This window comes from Flavobacterium cupreum (assembly GCF_003996965.1).
Lineage (GTDB): Bacteria > Bacteroidota > Bacteroidia > Flavobacteriales > Flavobacteriaceae > Flavobacterium > Flavobacterium cupreum.
Map to the genome: position 1 here is coordinate 397128 of NZ_QWDM01000002.1, position 22535 is coordinate 419662.

The 22535-nt window shown below is 36.1% G+C and carries 20 protein-coding genes; 11 read left to right on the forward strand and 9 right to left on the reverse strand.

The window, feature by feature from the left end; genetic code table 11:
- The first annotated feature begins 193 nt into the window (after positions 1 to 193).
- The 8 genes from D0817_RS04365 (at position 194) to D0817_RS04400 (ending at position 8818) form a co-directional block, all read left to right on the forward strand.
- The gene (locus D0817_RS04365; RefSeq protein WP_127337184.1) at positions 194 to 2581 is read left to right on the forward strand and encodes a heavy metal translocating P-type ATPase; all 2388 of its coding nucleotides are present in this window, start codon (positions 194 to 196) and stop codon (positions 2579 to 2581) included.
- A gap of 113 nt (positions 2582 to 2694) precedes the next feature.
- Positions 2695 to 2886, forward strand: coding sequence for a cbb3-type cytochrome oxidase assembly protein CcoS (gene ccoS / locus D0817_RS04370; RefSeq protein WP_127337185.1), 192 nt, complete (start codon positions 2695 to 2697; stop codon positions 2884 to 2886).
- Positions 2887 to 2888: 2 nt separating this feature from the next.
- Complete coding sequence (gene ccoN, locus D0817_RS04375; RefSeq protein ID WP_127337186.1) at positions 2889 to 5072, forward strand: cytochrome-c oxidase, cbb3-type subunit I; 2184 nt, start codon at positions 2889 to 2891, stop codon at positions 5070 to 5072.
- A 12-nt stretch (positions 5073 to 5084) separates the two neighbouring features.
- The gene (locus D0817_RS04380; protein WP_127337187.1) at positions 5085 to 5261 is read left to right on the forward strand and encodes a CcoQ/FixQ family Cbb3-type cytochrome c oxidase assembly chaperone; all 177 of its coding nucleotides are present in this window, start codon (positions 5085 to 5087) and stop codon (positions 5259 to 5261) included.
- Between the two features lie 18 nt (positions 5262 to 5279).
- The gene (locus D0817_RS04385; RefSeq protein ID WP_127337188.1) at positions 5280 to 6215 is read left to right on the forward strand and encodes a cbb3-type cytochrome c oxidase N-terminal domain-containing protein; all 936 of its coding nucleotides are present in this window, start codon (positions 5280 to 5282) and stop codon (positions 6213 to 6215) included.
- 8 nt (positions 6216 to 6223) lie between these two features.
- Complete coding sequence (gene ccoG, locus D0817_RS04390) at positions 6224 to 7642, forward strand: cytochrome c oxidase accessory protein CcoG (RefSeq protein ID WP_127337189.1); 1419 nt, start codon at positions 6224 to 6226, stop codon at positions 7640 to 7642.
- Positions 7643 to 7654: 12 nt separating this feature from the next.
- Positions 7655 to 8104 (forward strand): FixH family protein, encoded by a 450-nt coding sequence (locus D0817_RS04395; protein WP_127337190.1) that lies wholly within the window; start codon positions 7655 to 7657, stop codon positions 8102 to 8104.
- A gap of 12 nt (positions 8105 to 8116) precedes the next feature.
- On the forward strand, positions 8117 to 8818 hold the full coding sequence (locus D0817_RS04400) for a sulfite exporter TauE/SafE family protein (RefSeq protein ID WP_127337191.1): 702 nt from the start codon (positions 8117 to 8119) through the stop codon (positions 8816 to 8818).
- Between the two features lie 12 nt (positions 8819 to 8830).
- On the opposite strand, the gene hemN is transcribed toward D0817_RS04400, so the two are convergent.
- From hemN to prfB, 8 genes are all read right to left on the reverse strand, one after another.
- The gene (gene hemN, locus D0817_RS04405; protein ID WP_127337192.1) at positions 8831 to 10195 is read right to left on the reverse strand and encodes an oxygen-independent coproporphyrinogen III oxidase; all 1365 of its coding nucleotides are present in this window, start codon (positions 10193 to 10195) and stop codon (positions 8831 to 8833) included.
- Between the two features lie 126 nt (positions 10196 to 10321).
- On the reverse strand, positions 10322 to 10792 hold the full coding sequence (locus D0817_RS04410; RefSeq protein WP_127337193.1) for a hypothetical protein: 471 nt from the start codon (positions 10790 to 10792) through the stop codon (positions 10322 to 10324).
- A gap of 104 nt (positions 10793 to 10896) precedes the next feature.
- Positions 10897 to 11244 carry a hypothetical protein gene (locus tag D0817_RS04415; protein WP_127337279.1) on the reverse strand — a complete coding sequence of 116 codons (348 nt, stop codon included), beginning with the start codon at positions 11242 to 11244 and terminating at the stop codon, positions 10897 to 10899.
- A 121-nt stretch (positions 11245 to 11365) separates the two neighbouring features.
- Positions 11366 to 11788, reverse strand: coding sequence for a DoxX family protein (locus D0817_RS04420; RefSeq protein WP_127337194.1), 423 nt, complete (start codon positions 11786 to 11788; stop codon positions 11366 to 11368).
- Between the two features lie 120 nt (positions 11789 to 11908).
- Positions 11909 to 13537, reverse strand: coding sequence for an acyl-CoA carboxylase subunit beta (locus tag D0817_RS04425; RefSeq protein ID WP_127337195.1), 1629 nt, complete (start codon positions 13535 to 13537; stop codon positions 11909 to 11911).
- Between the two features lie 166 nt (positions 13538 to 13703).
- The gene (lpxD, locus tag D0817_RS04430; protein ID WP_127337196.1) at positions 13704 to 14702 is read right to left on the reverse strand and encodes a UDP-3-O-(3-hydroxymyristoyl)glucosamine N-acyltransferase; all 999 of its coding nucleotides are present in this window, start codon (positions 14700 to 14702) and stop codon (positions 13704 to 13706) included.
- Positions 14703 to 15347: 645 nt separating this feature from the next.
- Positions 15348 to 15794: a peptide-methionine (R)-S-oxide reductase MsrB gene (gene msrB / locus D0817_RS04435; RefSeq protein ID WP_127337197.1), complete on the reverse strand. Its 447-nt coding sequence runs from the start codon at positions 15792 to 15794 to the stop codon at positions 15348 to 15350.
- A gap of 111 nt (positions 15795 to 15905) precedes the next feature.
- Positions 15906 to 17004 (reverse strand): peptide chain release factor 2 gene (prfB, locus tag D0817_RS04440; RefSeq protein WP_127337198.1). Its coding sequence is split into 2 segments (ribosomal slippage): positions 15906 to 16940 and positions 16942 to 17004, totalling 1098 coding nucleotides; the frame shifts between segments, so codons are not numbered across the junction.
- Between the two features lie 150 nt (positions 17005 to 17154).
- On the opposite strand from prfB, the gene D0817_RS04445 reads away from it, so the two are divergent.
- Positions 17155 to 18174 (forward strand): threonine aldolase family protein, encoded by a 1020-nt coding sequence (locus D0817_RS04445; protein ID WP_127337199.1) that lies wholly within the window; start codon positions 17155 to 17157, stop codon positions 18172 to 18174.
- Between the two features lie 145 nt (positions 18175 to 18319).
- On the opposite strand, the gene D0817_RS04450 is transcribed toward D0817_RS04445, so the two are convergent.
- Positions 18320 to 18640 (reverse strand): YbaB/EbfC family nucleoid-associated protein, encoded by a 321-nt coding sequence (locus D0817_RS04450; RefSeq protein WP_127337200.1) that lies wholly within the window; start codon positions 18638 to 18640, stop codon positions 18320 to 18322.
- Positions 18641 to 18783: 143 nt separating this feature from the next.
- On the opposite strand from D0817_RS04450, the gene D0817_RS04455 reads away from it, so the two are divergent.
- Together D0817_RS04455 and capA are read left to right on the forward strand one after the other, a co-directional pair.
- Complete coding sequence (locus D0817_RS04455) at positions 18784 to 20844, forward strand: S9 family peptidase (RefSeq protein ID WP_127337201.1); 2061 nt, start codon at positions 18784 to 18786, stop codon at positions 20842 to 20844.
- Positions 20845 to 20914: 70 nt separating this feature from the next.
- The gene (gene capA, locus D0817_RS04460; protein WP_127337202.1) at positions 20915 to 21955 is read left to right on the forward strand and encodes a cysteate synthase; all 1041 of its coding nucleotides are present in this window, start codon (positions 20915 to 20917) and stop codon (positions 21953 to 21955) included.
- Positions 21956 to 22535 lie beyond the last annotated feature (580 nt).

Below are 22535 nucleotides of genomic sequence, written 5' to 3' on the forward strand. Positions count from 1 at the left end.
TATTTACTGCAAAATTAACCATTATTCGGCTTCTATAACCTACTTATTGCAGAAAATGCAGGAAATAATTTATAGCTGTCTTTTCCTTTTCCTTTTCCCGGGTTTGAAATTATAATTTAGTAGCGCATGATAAATGTCATATTTAAAACCTTTAGCAATTTATAAACTTTGCATAAGTTAAAAAAAACAAATTATGAGCGAGCAAGGTTGTTTTCATTGCGGGTTAACCATGACCAAAAATGAAGAAGTCAATTTTGATGAAAAAAAGTTTTGCTGTAACGGCTGTAAAACGGTTTACGAAATTTTTAGCCTTCATAATTTAACCTCGTATTATGATTTTGAAAAATCACCCGGTGCTACTCCGCAGGATATTCAGGGTAAATATGACTTTCTGGAAAATGAAACGATACTATCCAAAGTACTGGAATTTCAGGAAGGAAAAACCGCTATTGTTTCCCTAAATATCCCATACATCCATTGCAGTTCCTGTATTTGGATTTTGGAAAACCTTAATAAAATTCAACCGGGAATAAATATTTCACAGGTTAATTTTCCGGAGAAGACAGTCAGGATTACCTTTGATTCTGAGATTGTTTCCCTTAAAACAATTGTTTATATGTTAAGTTCAATAGGGTATGAGCCCTATATTAGCTTAGAAAATTATGAAACAGGAAAAAATAATGTAAACCGTACGCTTACATATAAATTAGGAGTTGCGTTTTTCTGTTTTGGAAATATCATGCTATTGTCGTTTCCTGAATATTTTGAAATTAAGGAATTTTGGCTGGATAATTACAAACCCTTTTTCAGGGCCCTGATTCTGATCTTGTCACTGCCCAGTTTTTTATATTCGGCAAGCGGTTATTATGTTTCAGCTTACAAAAGTATAAAGGCAAAAATGCTGAATATTGATATTCCAATCGCCTTGGGGATCATTGTGATGTTTGTCCGAAGTACTTTCGATATTGCAATGGATTACGGTCCCGGCTTTTTTGATAGTTTGACAGGTCTTGTTTTCTTTATGCTGCTCGGGAAAATGTTTCAGATTAAAACCTATAGTTTTTTAAGTTTTGAAAGAGATTTTAAATCGTATTTTCCTATTGCTGTTACGCGTATTAATCCAAATGCATCGGAAGAAAGTGTCCCGGTGTACGATATCATAAAAGGAGACAGGTTAATCATCCGAAATCAGGAATTAATCCCGGTTGATGGTATTTTAATGAGCGAAAAGGCTGAAATTGACTATAGCTTTGTGACAGGGGAAGCCGTTCCGATTACCAAGAAATCCGGAGATAAAGTTTTTGCCGGAGGAAAACAAATTGGCAAAGTGATCGAAATGGAAGTTTTGCATTCTGTTTCCCAAAGTTACCTGACACAATTATGGAGTAATGAGATTTTTCAAAAAAATGTACAGCAGAAACATAAAACAATTACAGATGCTATTAGCCGTTATTTTACTCCGATATTATTATTAATCGCATTTACCGGTTTTGGATACTGGATATTTATGGATGCCAATACCGCTTTTAATGTTTTCACGGCTGTACTTATTGTAGCGTGCCCGTGCGCATTGGCCTTAACGGCACCTTTTACTTTTGGAAATATTCTGAGGATTTTAGGAAAACAGAAATTATACCTGAAAAATGCTTTAGTTATTGAGCAGTTAGCAAAAGTAGATACGATAGTTTTCGATAAGACAGGAACAATTACAACCAATAAAAAGGCAACTATCAATTATGAAGGAAGTGCAATTTCTGCTGAAAATCATATCCTTATAAAAAATGTACTTCGCGCATCAAATCATCCGTTAAGCAGGATGCTTTATGACTTCTTGCAAGAAGCTGAAAAGATAAAAACAGATGACTTTCAGGAAATAACAGGAAAGGGAATCCAGGGTTCTGTTGCTAATAAAGTAATCCGTATTGGCTCTTCAGAATTTGTTGAGGCACCAATTTTTGAAACATCGGAAATAGAAAAAACGTCCCTGCACATTCGTATAGATAGCATGTATTACGGTAGGTTTGTCTTTCGGAATCAATATCGGGATGGTCTTGAAAAACTGTTTCTGTCTTTAAGCAAAAAGTATCAGATAAAAGTACTTTCAGGTGATAATGACGGTGAAAGGAGTAATCTCGAAGCCATACTTCCCAAAAATACCGAACTAATTTTCAACCAGAAACCGGAACAAAAACTGGAGTTTATCAAAAGGCTGCAGGAAAAGGGACAGAATGTAATGATGGTTGGGGATGGTCTGAATGATGCGGGAGCTCTGGCACAAAGTAATGTCGGAATTTCCATCTCTGAAAATGTCAATGTTTTTTCACCGGCCTGTGATGCAATCTTAGATGCGAGCGAGTTTTCGCGCTTAGACTATTTTTTAAAACTTTCCCATAAATCAATCCTGATCATCAAAATGAGTTTTGCTTTATCCTTGATTTATAATGTAGTTGGTCTGTCTTTTGCCGTAACAGGTAACCTTCTTCCGTTGGTAGCCGCTATCATCATGCCCTTAAGCACAATCACAATTGTGAGTTTTGTAACCCTGATGTCTAACTATTTTAGCAATAGAAATTTAAGGTGATTATAAATAAAATGATAGTCGTTACAGGTAATTAACATTTATCATTTGTCATGACAATTATCATATTTTATCTGGCTTTAAGCTGATAATTTTGCTAACATAAACTTTAAGGTATGAGTGTTATCTATCTATTAATCACAGTAAGTATTTTCGTTGCAATAGGATTTTTTATTGCTTTCATTATCGCTGTCAAATCGGGACAATATGATGACGATTATACGCCTTCGGTCAGAATGCTTTTTGACGACGAAACCAGAATTACTCCAAAAAAAAATAAATCAATAAACGAAGAAAAACAAATCTAATTATGGAAATGGAACAGTTTTATTATGACAACAAAATTGTAAAAAAATTCATTTACGCTACGATCCTTTTTGGAGTCGTCGGAATGTTGGTGGGGCTCACGTTAGCAGTTATGTATCTCTTTCCTAACATGACAGACGGAATATCGTGGTTAAGCTACGGCCGATTGAGACCTTTGCACACCAATGCTGTAATTTTCGCCTTTGTAGGGAATGCCTTTTTTGCAGGTTTATACTATTCGTTGCAGCGCTTGCTAAAAGCCAGAATGTTTAGCGATTTTCTGAGTAATGTTCATTTTTGGGGATGGCAGCTTATTATCGTGGCCGCTGCAATTACATTGCCTTTAGGGTATACTTCTTCAAAAGAATATGCAGAACTGGAATGGCCGATTGATATTGCAATCGCGCTGATTTGGGTGGTAATGGGGATCAATATGATCGGTACCATGTTGCGTCGCCGTGAGCGCCATTTATATGTGGCTATCTGGTTTTATCTTGCCACATTTGTTACTGTTGCTGTTTTGCATATTTTTAATAACATCGAATTGCCTGTTTCAGCTTTAAAAAGCTATTCCGTTTACGCCGGAGTTCAGGATGCCCTGGTGCAGTGGTGGTACGGCCATAATGCAGTTGCTTTTTTCCTGACCACACCATTTTTAGGTCTGATGTATTATTTTGTTCCTAAGGTAGCCAACAGACCTGTTTATTCTTATCGTTTATCGATTATACATTTCTGGTCCTTAATTTTTATTTATATCTGGGCGGGACCACACCACTTATTGTATTCTGCTTTACCCAATTGGGCTCAGAATCTGGGAGTAGCATTTTCTGTAATGCTTATCGCTCCGTCCTGGGGAGGTATGATTAATGGTCTTTTAACGTTGAGAGGAGCATGGGATAAAGTTCGTGAAGAACCTGTTTTAAAATTCTTTGTAGTAGCGATTACCGGATACGGAATGGCCACTTTTGAAGGACCAATGCTTTCTTTAAAAAATGTAAATGCTATTGCCCATTATACCGACTGGATTATTGCTCACGTACACGTTGGAGCCCTGGCCTGGAATGGATTCATGTCATTTGGTATTATTTACTGGTTAGTGCCCAGAATGACCAAAAGTAAATTGTTCTCAAATAAACTGGCTAATTTTCATTTCTGGATCGGAACTTTGGGAATTATACTCTATGCTTTACCAATGTATGTGGCTGGTTTTCTTCAGGCATCTATGTGGAAACAATTTAATCCCGATGGTACTTTAACGTACGGAAATTTCCTTGAAACAGTAACTCAGATCATGCCAATGTACTGGATGAGAGCTATTGGAGGTACTTTGTATTTGGTTGGTATGCTTGTATTGGTTTATAATATCATAATGACAGTAAGAGCCGGTGAACCGGTAGAAGACGAATTAGCTCAGGCTCCCGCTTTACAACGCATCAGTACTAACAGACTTAACGGGGAAAAATTCCATACCTGGTTAGAAAGAAGACCAATTCAGTTGACGATTTTAGCAACAATAGCTATTTTAATTGGAGGTGTAATTCAGATCGTACCTACAATTATGGTCAAATCTAATATTCCAACAATTTCAAGTGTAAAACCGTATACACCATTAGAACTCGAAGGACGTGATTTATACATCCGTGAAGGCTGTGTTGGCTGTCACTCACAATCCGTTCGTCCGTTTAGAAGTGAGGTAGAACGTTACGGTCCACAATCTAAAGCAGGTGAATTTGTTTACGACCACCCGTTCCTTTGGGGATCAAAACGTACCGGTCCTGATTTATTAAGAGTTGGAGGGAAATATAATGATAACTGGCATTTTAATCACTTCTGGAATCCGCAAAGTACTTCTGCAGGCTCAATTATGCCGGGTTACAAATGGTTGTTTGACAATGAGCCAATGGATATTTCATTAACTCAAAGAAAAATGCAAGCAATGGTTTCACTTGGGGTTCCTTATACAGCCATCGAAGTGGCAAACGCACAACAAACATTGAGAACTCAGGCAATCGCTATAGAGAAAAGCTTAGAAAGTGATCCTGATTTTGTGAAAAGTTATGAGGATAGTAAGAAAAAAGCAGCTGCCAAAGGGGAGAAATTTACACCGATGAATGAAAGAGAGATTGTTGCTCTGATCGCTTATATACAAAGACTTGGTACAGATATTAAAAGTAAAAGAAACCGCTAAAAAATAAGGGTTATGTTCGAACAAATAAAACACAATATGGAGAATATCAAGGGTATAGAAATTTACCCGATTCTTTCCCTTCTGATATTCTTTTTCTTTTTTGTAGGCCTGGCCTTTTGGGTATTCTCTTATAAAAAAGAAAAAATACAGGAAATGAGTGAAATCCCTTTGGATGAAGGATTAGTTTAATTTCAAAACATAAATAAAATGAAAAAATATTTCCCGGTATATGTAAGAGTCCCTGTAATTTTCTTCATAGTCTTTGCTTTGTTAGAGTATTTTATAGACTCCGGTGACAGGGCTGCATTTATAAAATACCCTATGGTTTCGGTCTTTTTATTTGTATTCCTATTTATTCTTATTGCGATAGAGATTACGTTAAGTGCCGTTAATCGTGTGATGTACCAATTGATGACAGCAGAAGAAAGGGCAAAAGAAGCGTATGAAAATAGCTTGCCTTTTAAGGAAAGCAGCTGGTATAAAAACCTGATGCAAAAACTGACGAAGACACAGCCAATCGAAAGAGAAGGTGATTTGTTGATGGATCATGATTATGATGGAATTAAAGAATTAGACAACAATTTGCCACCATGGTGGGTCTATCTATTCTATATCTGTATTGTTTTCGGAGTGGTTTACGTGGCGCGTTATGAGATTTTCGGAGGAGATGATCAGGAAATGGAACTCAGAAAAGAAATGGCTCAGGCAAAAATGGATGTCGAAGAATATCTAAAGACTGCACCGGATTTAATGGATGAAAAAACGGTAGTTTTATTAACGGATGCACCAAGTCTAGAAGCAGGAAAGGAAATTTTTACCACCAATTGCGCAGCGTGTCACCGTGCTGATGCAGGCGGGCAAATTGGACCCAATCTGACGGATGATCGCTGGATCTTAGGTGGCGGAATTAAGAATTTATTTCATACCATAACCAATGGTGGCCGTGATGGAAAAGGAATGATTTCCTGGAAGGGGACTTTAAAGCCAAAAGAAATTCAAAAAGTGGCAAGTTATATTTTGTCTCTGCAGGGAAGCAATCCAAAAGATCCAAAAGAATCTGAAGGTGAAATTTGGATGGATGAAAATGCGCCAAAAAAGGATGCGGCAGCAAATAAAACGGTAGATAGTACCGAAGTTAAATAACAAAAAAAATGTCAAATTTACCAGACGAAGCATTTAGAGATACCATTGGAACCATTGATGAAGGTGGTAAGCGGAAATTTATTTTTCCCAAAAAACCGTCTGGTAAATTTTATGAATACAGAAAATGGGTTAGTTATGTATTGCTTGCCATATTAATTGCTAACCCATTTATAAAAGTAAACGGTAACCAGTTCATGATGTTCAATGTTCTGGAACGTCGGTTTAATATTTTCGGGTTCCCATTTTGGCCACAGGATTTTTATCTTTTTGTGATATCGATGTTGGTGGGAGTGGTTTTTGTTATCTTATTTACAGTTGTTTTTGGAAGAATTTTTTGCGGATGGATTTGTCCCCAAACTATATTTTTGGAAATGGTTTTTCGAAGAATTGAATATTGGATTGACGGAGATCGTGGCTCACAATTACGATTATCCAGACAAAAATGGGACACCGAAAAAATTCGTAAAAGACTATTAAAATGGCTGACATTTTTTTTGATTTCATTCGGAATCGCCAATGTCTTTTTGGCTTATCTCGTCGGAAGTGATACGTTATTCCTGATGATGGAACAGGGGCCAATAGCACAGGCAAGTAATTTTATTGCCCTGCTTATTTTTACAGCTGTTTTCTATTTTGTTTTTGTGTGGTTCAGGGAACAGGTGTGTATTATTGCTTGTCCTTATGGTCGATTACAAGGTGTACTTTTAGATAATAAGTCAATAAACGTTGCCTACGATTTTGTTCGGGGTGAAAAAGAAGTAGGCCGGGCAAAATTCAATAAAAAAGAAGACCGTGCGTCAACAGGAAAAGGAGATTGTATCGACTGCCACCAATGTGTACACGTTTGTCCAATGGGAATTGACATAAGAAACGGGACACAGTTAGAATGTACCAATTGTACCGCCTGTATGGATGAATGCGATGCCATTATGGAAAATGTGGGTTTACCAAAAGGTCTTATCCGGTATGCTTCTGAAGATGAAATCGAGAAAAAAGAACCTTTCAAATTCACTGCCAGAATGAAGGGCTATACAGCAGTTTTGTTCATTTTGTTAAGTGTTTTTGTGGGGATGTTGTTTTTAAGAACAGATGTTCAGGCCATTATTTTACGTTTACCAGGGCAACTTTTCCAACACAAAGGAGAGAAAATCAGCAATGTGTATACGTATAAGATTGTCAATAAAACAATGAAAGACTACCATGATATCCATTTTGAATTAATCGGACAAAAAGGGACTATTCAAAACGTGGGAAATCAACATTTTAAAGTGTTGAAAGAAGGGATTTCGCAAGGAACTCTTTTCATAGAAATCGATCAGGTTCTCTTAGAAAGTGATAAAACCAAAGTGAAAATTGGAATTTACAACGGAAAACAGTTGCTGGAAACATCTACAACAAATTTTCTGGGACCAAGGAGTTTTAATTAAAATAAAAATACCATGAAAATTAACTGGGGAACAGGAGTAGTAATCGCTTTTGGATTATTTATGACCTTTATTCTGTATTTTGTTTTTGAAGTGCAATCGAATAGTAAATATGATAACGATCTGGTTGTCGAAGAATACTACAAACATGATTCGCATTTTCAGGACGAAATGGCACGAATTCAAAATGCACACGATTTAAAGGAAAGACCTTCTATGTATTATACAGCTGAAGGACTGTTGATTACATTCCCTGATACATTCGTAAGTGAAAAAATAAAAGGTAACGTATTGCTGTATCGTCCATCAAACAAAAAATTTGATTTTAATACCTCAATTGTATTAGGCGGTAATTCTCTGCTGATTCCTCAGACAAAATTAATTAAAGGACGCTGGGATGTCAGTATGGAATGGCAGTACAATGGAATAAAATATTTGTCTAAGGAAGTAATTTATGTAAATTAATAAAGGGCAAAAATGTTGTATTCGGCTTTTATATTCGGACTGATTAGTAGTTTTCACTGCATTGGAATGTGTGGCCCTATTGCTATGATGTTGCCTGTCGACCGTCACAATGAGGCAAAGAAGGTAACTCAGATTGTAACCTATCATTTGGGAAGATTAACGGCTTATTCAACTATCGGATTAATTTTTGGATTGTTGGGAAGAGTTTTTTTTCTGGCAGGATTACAACAAAAACTGTCCATTTTTATCGGTTTGGCCATGATACTCGTGGTTTTGATTCCGGAAAAAACATTTTCAAAATACAACTTTTCAAAACCGGTATATAAAGTTATTTCAAAAATAAAATCAGGTTTAGGAGCTCATTTTAAAAACAGGAGTTATAAATCACTTTTCATAATTGGCCTGCTAAATGGATTTCTCCCTTGCGGAATGGTGTACGTAGCTCTATTCGGGGCTGTAGCAATGCAAAGTGCCGGCTTTGGAATTTTATATATGCTTTTATTCGGACTAGGAACGGTGCCATTAATGACAATCGTTTTATACATCAATTCAGTTATAAAAGCATCGTTTAGGAATAGAATTCAAAAAGTAATTCCTTATGTAGCGGTGGTCATTGGAGTGCTGTTTATATTAAGGGGTTTAGGACTCGGAATTCCTTATTTATCCCCGTCAAATATGAGTTTATTTGTGCAACAGACTCCAAATTGCCATTAAAAATAATTGTATTTAGACAGTCATCGAAAACAAATTAGTTTCCGGTGATTTTCTTTTTAAATGTAAATCAAATGCCATACAAATATTACGGACAAAAGGTCTTCCGGCTTCCGTAATTGTGATTTTATTTTCTTCAATGCAAATTAAATTATCTTTTTCTATTTCTTTCAAATTCAGTAAAACATCCGGAAGTTCATTAAAATAAAGGTTTTCGTCCGTCCAGGAGGTTTCAAATTCACAAGTTAAATTTAAGATGTGTTTTCTAATAATCAGATCTTCATCAGTAAGGATATGACCTTTTACAACAGGCAATTTATCCCATTCCAGTAATTGATAATAATCTTCTATATTTTTAGTGTTTTGCGCAAAACTGTACCAGCTGTCACTAATAGAAGAAACTCCTAATCCGATCATAAGCTTAGTTTTAGAAGCACTATAACCCATAAAATTTCTATGCAGCTTATTGTTTTGTGAGGCTTTGTATAAACTATCAGAAGTTAAGGCAAAATGATCCATTCCAATTTCGTGATAGCCGTTTTTCGTAAGCAATTGTTTTCCAATTTCATAAAGTTTTCGTTTTTCGGCATCTTTTGGAAGGTTTTCGTCATTAAAACCACGCTGACCGTTTCCCTTTATCCAGGGTACATGGGCGTAGCTGTAAAAAGCCAGTCGATCCGGTTTTAAGGAATTTGTTTTCTCCACGGTATCCACTATATTTTCGATATTCTGAAAAGGCAAACCAAAAATCAGATCATGCCCGATAGAAGTATATCCAATTTCTTTTGCCCAAAAAGTTACTTTCGCCACATTGTGAAAAGGCTGTATTCTATGAATCGCTTTCTGAACTTTTTCGGCATAATCCTGAACACCAAAACTTACACGACGGAAACCGAGTTCATATAATTTTTTAAGTTGTTCGTACGTCGTATTATTAGGATGGCCTTCAAAACTAAATTCATAATGCGCCGCTTTATTGGCAAAGCAAAAAATGCCATTGATAAGATGCTCTAAATTATTTGAAGAAAAAAACGTAGGAGTACCTCCGCCTAAATGTATTTCTTTTATAAATGGCCTTTCCGGAAGTAATCTGCAATATAAACTCCATTCTTTTAAAAGGGCTTTTATATACGTTTCCTCAACAGCATGATTTTTTGTAATTCGTTTATTGCAACCGCAAAAGGTACACATGCTTTCGCAAAATGGCAAATGGATGTATAAGCTTATTCCGTTTTCAGAATTGCTTTCTGAAAATGTTTTCTGAAAGGATTCTTTCCATTTTTGTTCTGTAAAATTGCTTTCATCCCAATACGGAACTGTTGGATAACTGGTATATCTAGGGCCAGGAACGTTGTATTTTTGAGTGAGGGAAATTTTCATAAAAGTGGATTTTGAATCTGTCAAAATTAGTTGTTGAGGTTAACAGATAAAATGATAATTGTCATATTAGCAGTATAAAAAAAGAGACCCATAATTGGGTCTCTCGGGTGAATTAAATAACTAACATTAAATAGAATCCTGAATAATTTTAAGCCATTTTTTGGCAAACATATGATCTTGATAAGCACTTATTTGTTTGATGCGGTCGTCATCGAAATCATAAAAAGGAATTACAATTTTCTTTTGGCTTTCTTTTTCCTGAAATTCAAAATCAATTTTCAGGATAGTATCTGAATTTGAGTCAGAAGTTAAAACCAGCTTACAGGAGGAAACTGTTTTCAAATCAACATAGACTGATTCCTGTTGATTGGGATTGAAATTCATCAGTATGAATTTTCTGTTTTTCTGATCCAGGACAAGCGTTTTGTTGCTTTGCGATTCTGTTAAATCAAAATCCTGTGGGTGATTTGGATTGAATCTTTTTTTGATGTCTAGAATTTTTGCTTTATTAACGGCACTTGTACGTGCAGAAAAATATACCGGGATGGCTACTATGACCGCAATCACAATACCAATTATAGTTACACTTGTATCCATTTTTGTTTTATTAATTGAATGAAATAATAAACAGTTTTCGTTTTGAAAACAGTTTAATGATTTGAGAAGAAAGGATTCTTCCGATTAAGAATTCAAAAAAATAATTACCAAAAATAATGGAATGGAAAGAGCAGAAGTAATACTCTTTTACTCTGGTTTAAGTGCTGATTGGCAAAGTTTGTTACTGATTTTACAGCCTGATGACCAGGAGTGGTCATCAAAATAGCGTCAAACCATTTCGCTACTCCAGTGTAGCTGGTTTTGACATTTGCAGCAAATTGATAACTTGCCTGAGGTTGTATAAAGGCTAAAGAGTCTGGTGTATCAACAGAAAAAGCTGTATCCGTTTTTTGACTTTCGTTTTTTTCTACGGCAATATCATTCGCCTGGGAAGCGAAGAAAGCTATAAGCAAAAGTGAAATAAAAATAACGGTTTTACGAATCCAGTTCATAGCGGCGAAATTAATGCATAAAAGACAATTAAAGAAATTCTGCAGCATTAATTAACGTTTAAATGAGACTTTATTATCTTATCCTCAACCGTTTTTTGATACGATTGAAGATAAAACAATGTTATTGTTGCATTTTGAAATAATAATCGGCGGAGTGTTTTCCTCCACCATAAAATAAAAAGAAAATACAAGCCAGCAACACAACTACGGCTAAAATTAAACTTTCTGAGTGCATATGTCCCAAAGAGTTAACCAGAACAGCTCCGAATAATATCGGTAGCTGTGCTGCAATCGCCCAGCGGGTCAGTAATCCGAAGAAGATCATAATTCCTCCAATCATATGGGCTGGCGCAATGTAATGTAAAAGGAACATTCCGCCGCCAAATTGGTCTATAGGAGAAATTAAATCATGCAGATACTGAACGTTGGTTACAAATGAAATCCCCTTCATAAATAAAAAAACACCCAATACAATACGTACTAAATCAACTGGTAAATAAGTGTGCGCATTGGCCCATTTATTTAAGCTTTTTACATTTTCCATGATACTACGTGATTAAAATTGTACACTAAGTTACTAATTTTTAATCATATATGTATTTTTAAGTACCTGAAAATAAGTTTTTTACTTTTTAATTAACGCATTTTAAGAATCCCTTAAAAATTATACCTGAATCACACCCAGATTAAATGGTTTTTGAATAGGAGCGTGATTGGCTGCTTCAATACCCATTGAAATCCAGGTTCTGGTGTCTAAAGGATCAATAATAGCATCTGTCCATAATCTTGAAGCGGCATAATATGGGGAGGTCTGCTCGTCGTAGCGTGCTTTTATTTTTGCAAATAATTCTGCTTCTTTGGCTTCATCTACAATTTCTCCTTTTGCCTTAAGCGAAGAAGCTTCAATCTGAGCGAGTACTTTTGCGGCCTGAGTTCCTCCCATAACGGCAAGTTCTGCACTTGGCCAGGCGAAAATTAATCTCGGGTCATATGCTTTTCCGCACATGGCATAATTTCCGGCTCCATAAGAATTACCAACAATTACCGTGAATTTAGGTACGACTGAGTTGCTTACCGCATTTACCATCTTGGCGCCATCTTTGATGATTCCGCCATGTTCAGATTTTGATCCGACCATAAAACCGGTAACATCCTGCACAAAAACCAGTGGAATTTTCTTTTGGTTGCAATTGGCAATAAAACGCGTGGCTTTGTCGGCACTATCAGAATAAATAACACCACCAAACTGCATTTCGCCTTTTTTGGTTTTTACCACTTTTCTTTGGTTGGCTACAATACCTACCGCCCAGCCATCAATTCTGGCATAACCGGTAATCAGTGATTGTCCGTATCCTTCTTTGTAGGCTTCAAATTCGGAATTGTCAACGAGACGATTGATGATTTCCATCATGTCGTACTGCTCGTTTCTGGCCTTTGGTAAAATTCCGTAAATATCCTTTGGATCCAAAGCTGGTTTTTCGGCTTTGATCCTGCTGTAGCCGGCCTTATCGAAATCGCCAATTTTGTCGACAATGTTTTTTATTTTGTCTAAAGCGTCTGCATCATCTTTTGCTTTATAATCGGTTACGCCCGAAATTTCGCAATGGGTTGTTGCCCCGCCTAAAGTTTCATTGTCAATTGTTTCCCCAATGGCTGCTTTGACCAGATAGCTTCCTGCCAGAAAGATACTTCCGGTTTTATCAACGATTAAAGCCTCATCACTCATAATTGGCAGATAGGCTCCACCGGCAACACAACTGCCCATTACAGCAGCTATCTGGGTGATTCCCATGCTGCTCATTTGAGCATTGTTTCTAAAAATGCGGCCAAAATGTTCTTTGTCCGGGAAAATTTCATCCTGAAGCGGCAGGTAAACTCCTGCACTGTCTACCAAATATATAATGGGCAATCTGTTTTCCATTGCTATTTCCTGGGCACGCAGGTTTTTCTTTCCCGTTATAGGAAACCATGCTCCGGCTTTTACCGTAGCGTCATTAGCTACAACAATGCATTGTTTTCCTTTAATATATCCTATTTTTATCACAACTCCTCCGGATGGACAGCCACCGTGCTCGGCATACATTCCGTCTCCGACAAATCCTCCGATTTCAATACTTTTGGCGTTATCGTCCAATAAATAATCAATACGTTCGCGGGCAGTCATTTTGCCCTCGGCATGAAGTTTTGCAATTCGTTTTTCGCCGCCGCCTAATTTGACTTTAGCAAATCTTTGTTTTAAATCAGAAAGTAGCAATTTATTGTGATCTTCGTTTTTATTGAAGTTTAAATCCATAAGATATTGATGTTTTTACAAAATAGTGTGTGCTAATTTACAAAATCAATTGAAATAAATATAATAAACTGAATTGTTTACAATTGAAATTTTGTCGCTTTTTAAATTTAGGGCAAAAAAAAACAGAAGCGAACTTCTGTTTTTTATATATTTTTCAATTGTTTGATTATTTTTTAGAATCGCAAACCATTCTTTTTAAGATGGCCCATTGTTTTAAGGCGTCACGAGCTTCTACAGCAGGATATCCCAACATGGTTTTTCCGGCCGGAATATCGCCAACCACTCCTGATCCGGCACCGACAATGGCTCCGTCACCGATAGTCGTATGGTCTTTGATAGAGGCGCTGCCGCCAATTATTACTCCGTTTCCTAGCGTTACAGAACCAGCCAGACCGCTGTTTCCTGCCATGATACAAAATTTACCTAATTTACTGTTGTGTCCTATCTGAACTAAGTTATCAATTTTACAGCCATCACCTAGAATGGTAGAACTGAATTTTCCACGGTCAACACAAGTATTTGCTCCAATTTCAACACTGTTTCCTATAATTACATTTCCGATTTGTGGAATTTTTACCAGACCTTTTTCACTGCAAGGACGGAATCCGAAACCATCTGCTCCGATTGTTGCATTTGGATGAATAATACAATCGTTTCCAATATGACAACGCTCACGAATCACTGCTCCAGGCCAAATCACTGTATTTTTGCCAATTGTACATTCGTCTAATATAGTAACGTTTGGATAGATGGTAACATTTGCTGCAATCTCTACTTTTGGTCCAATATAACAGCCCGCACCAATTCTGCTTCCTTCACCGATAACAGCTGTTTCGTCTATTACTGCTGTTTTGTGAATGTCATTATGAAATAACGGGGTAGGTGGTGCAAAAAGAGCCAGAATCTGTGACATTGCAAGGTCGGCATTCTTTACTTTAATAAAAGCGCGATTATCACCCGGTTCAATTGAAATATCTTCATTAACGACTGCTATTGAAGCTTTTGAGGCTTCCCATAACTTCTCGTATTTTTTATTTCCTATAAAAGAAATTTCAGAAGTCGTTGCTTTTTCTAATTGCTCTGTAGCTGTTACACTTTGAGATGTAGTGCCATAGATTACACCTTGTATTACTTCGTTAATCTCTTGGATTGAGTAGGATTTCATAGAATAGATTAATTGATTGTGGGGGTTATTTTTCGCCAAATAAAATCAATTAGATTTAAATTACCTAATCTTATTTTGAAGTTTTTTAAGTTACTCTTTAAATAATAGTTTAAATATTACAAATTTAACATAATAACTACAAAATTTTTGGATGTTATGTAATTTGTTGAATGCCAGTCTATTTTAAAGCTGACTTTGATTTTATCATTCCAGTTGAAATTTTGTTGCGAAAATAATATCTTAGTTGTTGATTACCATGTTTATATGCTAAAAGTGTTTGGGCTGTATAGTAACCTGTGGATGGGATAATTATTCCTTTTTCATACAATGAGGCAAAAGACTAAAAATTAGGGCTTCTGATTTTAATTTAAAAAACGAATTTTTTAATTATTTTTTATAACCCGCTAAGGGTTAGTAGGAAACGAAAAAAAATCAATTTTATGTTTTTTTATAATAGCTATAAATTTATTTTAAAAATAGTAGTATTAATAGTATAAATAAAGATAACCAACTATTTTATTTTCGATCAGCAGTGGCAAGATTTGTGCTTAAAATTGCGTATTGATTTCAACAGTAAAGAGTAGAAAGAAAAAAGCGATCCGTTTTATAAAAGGGACCGCTTTTCAGAATTTTTAAATTTATTAATTACTCTTTAATTTTAGAAAGAGAAATAGCATTGATACAATACCTTAATCCGCTTGGTTCAGGACCATCAGGGAAAATATGACCTAAATGTGCATCGCAGGTATTACAGGTTACTTCAACACGAATCATTCCGTATGATTTGTCTGCGTGATAACCAATGGCGCTTTCTTTGATCGGCTGCGTAAATGAGGGCCATCCAGTTCCCGACTCAAATTTTTCGCTGGCATCAAAAAGTAATGTGCCGCAACATTTACATTCGTAGATTCCCGGATCAAATAAACTGCATAATTCAGAGCTAAAAGACCTTTCAGTTCCTTTTAAGCGCGTTACCTGATATTCTTCAGGAGTTAAAAGCTGTTTCCATTCTTCTTCGGTTTTCTCCACTCTTTTTTCAGGAGCGGGATTTCCTTTATTTGTAAAACGAATTACATCTGCCCATTTTATCATAACTTTTTTTTTTAGTTTCAAGTTTCAAGTTTGAGGTTTCAGGTTTCAGGTCTCAGTTTACGCTTACGGTACTGTGACTGCTCCCGATAGTTATCGGGAGCGACTGCAAACTTATTCCTCCTCCCTTTGTCCCATCATCATTAGAAATGCTTTCAGGAAAGGATCGATATTTCCGTTCATAACGCCATCGACATCGCTGGTTTCATAGCCTGTACGGACATCTTTTACCAGTTTATAAGGCTGCATAACGTAATTTCGTATTTGCGAACCCCATTCGATTTTCATCTTTCCGGCTTCAATATCAGCGCGTTGTGCCTGTTGTTTTTTTAACTCAATTTCATATAACTGAGAACGTAACATTTGCATGGCACGTTGCCTGTTGTCTTGCTGTGAACGTGTTTCAGAACACTGAATCTGAATTCCGGTTGGTTTATGGACCAGTTGTACCTTGGTTTCAACCTTGTTTACGTTTTGTCCTCCGGCACCACTGGAGCGGGAAGTTGTAATTTCGATATCAGCCGGGTTAATGTCAATTTCAATACTGTCATCAACAAGCGGGTAAACATAGACAGATGCAAATGAAGTATGACGTTTGGCATTACTGTCAAAAGGTGAAATTCGCACGAGACGGTGCACGCCGTTTTCTCCCTTTAGATATCCAAAAGAATAATCTCCTTCAAACTCTAAAGTAACCGTTTTGATCCCTGCTACCTCGCCAGCCTGAAAGTTAAGTTCTTTTATTTTGAATCCATAGCTTTCTCCCCACATGATGTACATACGCATCAGCATTCCGGCCCAGTCGCAACTTTCAGTTCCGCCTGCACCCGCAGTAATCTGAACGACAGCACTCAGGCTGTCACCTTCATCAGAAAGCATATTTTTGAATTCTATGTTTTCAATATGCGTCTGCGTCGTGTTATAATGCTCATCTAATTCTTCAGCGGAAAGTTCCCCTTCCTTATAAAAGTCATGAGCAAGCTGTAATTCATCTGTTAGCTCGATGGCTTTATTGTAGTCTTCGATCCATTTTTTCTTGTTTCGAAGGTTTTTTACAATGATTTCAGCTTCTTTGGCATTGTTCCAAAAGTCAGGAGCGAAGGTTTTTTCTTCTTCGTTGGCGATTTCGATTAGTTTGGCATCAACGTCAAAGATACCTCCTCAACGCACCAAGGCGCTCCACAATACCTTTTATTTGTTCGGTAGTTGTCATAAATTAATACTAGTTTTATATGTTTTTTATAAATATTACGTTAATTTGGTTCTGGGATATTCACACGTTAAAGTTTATTAAAACTTATCTCGAATAACTATCAGTAATACGTAATTTTGTTGTACAAAAATAAGACATAGTTTTTAGAATATGGAAATAAATTTAATTAGCGATACCATTACCAAACCTACACTCGAAATGTTGCAGTATATGTTTAATGCCCAGGTTGGCGACGACGTATACAAGCAAGACCCTACAGTCATTGAACTTGAAACCAGAGTAGCGGAATTTTTTGGAATGGAAGCCGGACTTTTTTTTCCGTCTGGAACTATGGCGAATCAGACAGCAATCAAATTACATACGCAGCCCGGTGAGCAATTAATTGCCGACAAATATGCACATGTTTACAATTACGAAGGTGGCGGAGTATCTTTTAACAGTGGCGTTTCCTGCTGCCTGATAGAGGGGCATCGTGGAATGATTACTGCATCTCAGGTGGCTGCGGCAATCAATGATCCGGAATCTTATCATAGTCCGCTAACCAGTTTGGTTTGTGTGGAAAACACCACTAATAAAGGCGGTGGTGCCTGTTATGAATTAGAAGACCTGAGAGAAATAAAAAAAGTCTGTGATGCCAATAATTTGAAATTTCATCTGGATGGCGCGAGAATCTGGAATGCATTAGTGGCAAAAAGACAAAATCCGAAAGAATTTGGAGCTATTTTCGATACCATTTCAGTTTGTTTGTCCAAAGGATTAGGAGCTCCAATCGGTTCTATTTTGTTGGGAAGCAAAAGAGATATTCATAGAGCGTTGAGGATCAGGAAAATACTTGGTGGAGGAATGCGTCAGGTGGGTTATATGGCTGCGGCGGGTTTGTATGCTTTGGCACATAATATCGAAAGATTAGCCGAAGATCACAGAAGAGTGAAAGAAATTGCCGCAATTTTAAGTACAAAATCCTGGGTATCGGCGGTAGAACCCGTAGAAACCAATATTTTGATCTTCTCGTTGGCCGAAGGTTACAGCGATCAGCTGTTAATAGAAAAACTGAAACAGAAAAACATTTTAATCAGTTCAATGGGGCACAACAAACTCAGAATTGTAACACATCTGGATTATAAAGAAGTCATGCATACGTATGTGCTTGAGACGCTTTCGAAGATTTAAAAAAAAAGGTACAAAGTAGCAAAGGTTCAGAGATACATAGGGTTAAAAAAAAGACGCACTTTGTGCGTCTTTTTTTTGTTTAGAAAGCTCAAAAAGGTTTACAAAATAAAAACCTTTGGACCTTTGTTCCTCTGAACCTTTGTCCCTATTTAAAAAGATTATCCATTCCCGGAATCATTGGCATATCCATTTTTGCAACGGCATCAAGTTCTTTTTCGTTTACACTTGTTGCTTTTTCAATCGCTTTATTTAACGTTACAATTAAGTAATCTTCCAGTTGTTCTTTGTCCTCCAATAAAGAGTCATCAATAGAAATAGCTGTCACTTTTCTATTAGCGGTTAATGTTACCTTCAATAATCCATCAGCGCTTTGTTCGTCGATTAGGACAGTATCAAGGCGTTTTTTTGTATCTTCAATTTTTTGTTGGGTTTCTTTAAGTTTACCCATCATTCCCATTAAATCCATTTTTGTTGATTTTTAAATTATTTCATACAAAATTAGTATATTGCTGTGTGAAATCAATATAATATTTTATGAAAATATTAATTCTGTTCTATTGTGTTTATAGTACTTTTGCTCCTTCTTATATAAAAACTAATGCTTAATTCATGCCAAACGATATAATTGCCCCAAAGGCCAACATAATTCCTAAAAAATTAAAAAAACATAAAGAAACCCGAATCGATAATTATTTCTGGCTAAATGACAGGGAAAATCCTGAAGTTATTGATTATCTGAACAGGGAAAATGCTTATTACGAAAGTATGACAGCACATACAAAAGATATTCAAAATGCGTTGTATGAGGAAATGAAAGGAAGAATTAAGGAGGATGATTCGTCTGTTCCGTATTTTTATAATGGTTATTTTTATATCACACGTTTTGAAACCGGTCAGGATTATCCGATTTTTTCAAGAAAGAAGGGAAGTCTTTCCGCAGCGGAAGAAATTTTATTCAATTGCAATGAATTAGCAAAAGGACATGCTTACTTTAAACTGGGAGGTCTGAGCATTAGCCCGGATAATAAATTTGCAAGTTTTGGTGTTGATATCGTCGGGAGAAGAATTTACACAATTCAGATCAAGAATCTGGAAACCGGAAAAATACTGGAAGATAAAATCGAAAATGCCACAGGAGGATCTGTCTGGGCAAATGACAACCATACGATTTTTTATACCAAGCAGGATGAAGTGACTTTAAGGGCTGATAAGGTTTTCAGGCATAAATTAAATACCGATTCAAAAGAAGATGTATTGGTTTATAATGAAACCGATGATACTTTTAATGTTTCCATCAGCAAAGAAAAGTCAAGAAAATACATTGTTATAGGCTCAGGAAGCACTTTGACAACTGAATACAGAATTCTGAACTCCGATAATCCGGATGGGGAATTTGAAGTGTTTCAGCCCCGCGTACGTGGTTTAGAGTACAGTATTTCGCATTATGAGGACTCCTTTTACATTTTGACCAATAAAGACAAGGCTACGAACTTTAAGTTGATGAAAACGCCTGAAAATAAAACAGTAAAGAAGCACTGGGTAGATCTTATTCCGCATCGTGAGGATGTTTTGCTGGAAGATATTGAAATTTTCAGAAACTATTTAGTGGTAGAAGAGCGTTCCAACGGATTAAATCATATTCGTATTATGCCCTGGAGTGGAGAACCGGATTTTTATCTGCCATTTGGAAGCGAAACGTATAATGCGTATACGACAACCAATATAGATTTCGATACCGATATACTGCGTTACAGCTATCAATCACTCGGAACACCTTCTTCTGTTATTGATTTTAATATGAAAACCAAAACCAAAGAGATCTTAAAAGAGCAAGAGGTTTTAGGAGGGAAATTTGATAAAGAAAATTACGTTGAAGAGCGTATTTGGGCTACCGCGAGAGACGGCGTAAAAGTTCCGATCTCTATGATTTACAGAAAAGGACTGGAGAAAAACGGAAAAAATCCATTACTGCTTTATGCTTATGGATCCTACGGAATCACAATGGACGCTTATTTTTCGTCCACCAGGCTTTCTTTGTTAGATCGTGGATTTGTTTTCGCAATCGCCCATATCAGGGGAGGAGAGGACTTAGGAAGACAATGGTATGAAGACGGGAAACTGTTAAAAAAGAAAAATACCTTTACAGATTTCATCGATTGCTCTAAATTTGTAATTAACGAAAAATTTACTTCTCCGAAACATTTGTATGCAGAAGGAGGATCAGCGGGAGGATTACTGATGGGAGTTATCATAAATGAAGCCCCGGAATTATATAACGGAGTTATTGCTCAGGTACCTTTTGTTGATGTGATCACGACGATGCTTGATGACAGTATTCCGTTAACAACAGGAGAATATGATGAATGGGGTAACCCAAACAACAAAAAATATTATGACTATATGTTGTCCTATTCGCCTTATGACAATGTAAAGACACAAAATTATCCAAACATGTACGTTTCTACAGGATTGCACGATTCACAGGTGCAGTACTGGGAACCAGCCAAATGGGTAGCCAAATTGAGAGAGCTGAAAACAAATAATAATTTTTTGTTTTTAGATACCAATATGGACGCCGGACATGGCGGTGCTTCAGGAAGATTTGAAGCACTAAAAGACTTAGCAAAGGAATTTAGTTTTTTATTAGATTTAGAAAAAATTAAAAGCTAATTAGAAAATTTTTGTTAAATTTGCAACCTATCGAGGTTATTTAAAAATACCTTTGATTAACTATTTTTTTATGAAAGAAGAAATAAACGCTTATAATAATGTTTTAGAGTTAATAGGTAACACCCCACTTATTAAGCTAAATAAAATCACCGAAGAGTTAGAAGGAAATTTCTACGCAAAGGTCGAAGCTTTTAATCCGGGACATTCCTCAAAAGATAGAATAGCGTTATATATTATTGAAGAAGCCGAGAAAAAAGGAATTCTTTCTCCCGGAGACACCATAATCGAAACCACATCTGGAAATACGGGATTTAGCTTAGCAATGGTAAGCATTATAAAAGGTTACAACTGTATTTTGGCAGTAAGCTCAAAATCATCGAAAGATAAGATTGACATGCTAAGAAGTTTAGGAGCCAAAGTCTATGTCTGTCCCGCGCACGTTTCTGCAGATGATGAAAGGTCTTATTATAATGTCGCGAAACGATTACACGAAGAAACCAAAGGTTCGGTTTATATCAATCAATATTTTAATCAGTTAAATATTGATGCACACTACAACACTACAGGTCCTGAAATTTGGGAACAGACAAAAGGGCAAATCACACATCTTGTTGCCTGCAGCGGAACTGGAGGAACGATCTCCGGAACAGCAAAATTCTTAAAAGAACAAAATCCAAATATTAGAATCCTGGGTGTCGATGCTTTCGGATCCGTATTGAAGAAATACCACGAAACAAGAGAATTCGACAACAAAGAAATTTATCCTTATCGAATTGAAGGTTTAGGTAAAAACCTGATCCCGTCTGCTACAGATTTTGATATTATTGATAAATTCATAAAGGTGACTGATGAGGAGAGTGCCCACTCTGCAAGAGAAATTACCAGAAAAGAAGGGTTATTTGTAGGTTACACTTCAGGAGCAGTAATGCAGGCTATTAAGCAATATGCGGAGGAAGGCGAATTTACTAAAGAAAGCAACATTATTGCTATCTTTCCTGATCATGGTTCGCGTTATATGAGTAAAGTATTCAGCGATGACTGGATGAACGAACAAGGTTTCTTTGACAGTGTTAATGAAGAAGAAGTTCAGAAAATAGAATTTGTAAAATAGTTTAAAGACTTTTAGATATAAAACTCCATTCGCAGAAGCGGGTGGAGTTTTTTTTTGTTTTTGGAATTATTTCATAAAATATTTTATCTTTTAATTAAATCATCAATTCTGGTTATTTAAACGATTATTTAGGTTAGTTAACGGAAAAATTTCTCTCCGGCTGTATTATAATTTAGTTTAGTAATGTTAAAATGACACCTTGTTTTTAATATGCTAAATCTAAAAATCGCTACTCGTCCTTTTTGTTTGTAATTTTCTGAACCTTGCTGCCAAACACCAATTCACGAATCTTAAAAACGCACTTCCAATTAAGTATAAGATTTTGATTAGTAGAAATAGTTAGTTTATGTTGTTTTAGTAAATATTAAATTTTGAATTGAAAAGCCTCTTGAAATTTAACATCAAAAGGCTTTTTTGTTTTTATTTATGTGAGAATACTGTACTTAAATGTAAGAAGTGTTTGGTGATATTGAATTAAATTTATAGTTTTAACAAATTTTTAAAAAGTATCGATAAATATAATTGTTATTTGAAAATTATCAATTTTGATTATTTTAAATTAGTACTGAATAAAATTTGC

What these genes read in the sequence shown, in the direction of transcription:
- D0817_RS04365 (WP_127337184.1), top strand. Translation starts at nt 194, where the DNA reads ATGAGCGAGCAAGGTTGTTTTCATTGCGGGTTAACCATGACCAAAAAT.
- ccoS (WP_127337185.1), top strand. Translation starts at nt 2,695, where the DNA reads ATGAGTGTTATCTATCTATTAATCACAGTAAGTATTTTCGTTGCAATA.
- ccoN (WP_127337186.1), top strand. Translation starts at nt 2,889, where the DNA reads ATGGAAATGGAACAGTTTTATTATGACAACAAAATTGTAAAAAAATTC.
- D0817_RS04380 (WP_127337187.1), top strand. Translation starts at nt 5,085, where the DNA reads ATGTTCGAACAAATAAAACACAATATGGAGAATATCAAGGGTATAGAA.
- D0817_RS04385 (WP_127337188.1), top strand. Translation starts at nt 5,280, where the DNA reads ATGAAAAAATATTTCCCGGTATATGTAAGAGTCCCTGTAATTTTCTTC.
- ccoG (WP_127337189.1), top strand. Translation starts at nt 6,224, where the DNA reads ATGTCAAATTTACCAGACGAAGCATTTAGAGATACCATTGGAACCATT.
- D0817_RS04395 (WP_127337190.1), top strand. Translation starts at nt 7,655, where the DNA reads ATGAAAATTAACTGGGGAACAGGAGTAGTAATCGCTTTTGGATTATTT.
- D0817_RS04400 (WP_127337191.1), top strand. Translation starts at nt 8,117, where the DNA reads ATGTTGTATTCGGCTTTTATATTCGGACTGATTAGTAGTTTTCACTGC.
- hemN (WP_127337192.1), bottom strand. Translation starts at nt 10,195, where the DNA reads ATGAAAATTTCCCTCACTCAAAAATACAACGTTCCTGGCCCTAGATAT.
- D0817_RS04410 (WP_127337193.1), bottom strand. Translation starts at nt 10,792, where the DNA reads ATGGATACAAGTGTAACTATAATTGGTATTGTGATTGCGGTCATAGTA.
- D0817_RS04415 (WP_127337279.1), bottom strand. Translation starts at nt 11,244, where the DNA reads ATGAACTGGATTCGTAAAACCGTTATTTTTATTTCACTTTTGCTTATA.
- D0817_RS04420 (WP_127337194.1), bottom strand. Translation starts at nt 11,788, where the DNA reads ATGGAAAATGTAAAAAGCTTAAATAAATGGGCCAATGCGCACACTTAT.
- D0817_RS04425 (WP_127337195.1), bottom strand. Translation starts at nt 13,537, where the DNA reads ATGGATTTAAACTTCAATAAAAACGAAGATCACAATAAATTGCTACTT.
- lpxD (WP_127337196.1), bottom strand. Translation starts at nt 14,702, where the DNA reads ATGAAATCCTACTCAATCCAAGAGATTAACGAAGTAATACAAGGTGTA.
- msrB (WP_127337197.1), bottom strand. Translation starts at nt 15,794, where the DNA reads ATGATAAAATGGGCAGATGTAATTCGTTTTACAAATAAAGGAAATCCC.
- D0817_RS04445 (WP_127337199.1), top strand. Translation starts at nt 17,155, where the DNA reads ATGGAAATAAATTTAATTAGCGATACCATTACCAAACCTACACTCGAA.
- D0817_RS04450 (WP_127337200.1), bottom strand. Translation starts at nt 18,640, where the DNA reads ATGGATTTAATGGGAATGATGGGTAAACTTAAAGAAACCCAACAAAAA.
- D0817_RS04455 (WP_127337201.1), top strand. Translation starts at nt 18,784, where the DNA reads ATGCCAAACGATATAATTGCCCCAAAGGCCAACATAATTCCTAAAAAA.
- capA (WP_127337202.1), top strand. Translation starts at nt 20,915, where the DNA reads ATGAAAGAAGAAATAAACGCTTATAATAATGTTTTAGAGTTAATAGGT.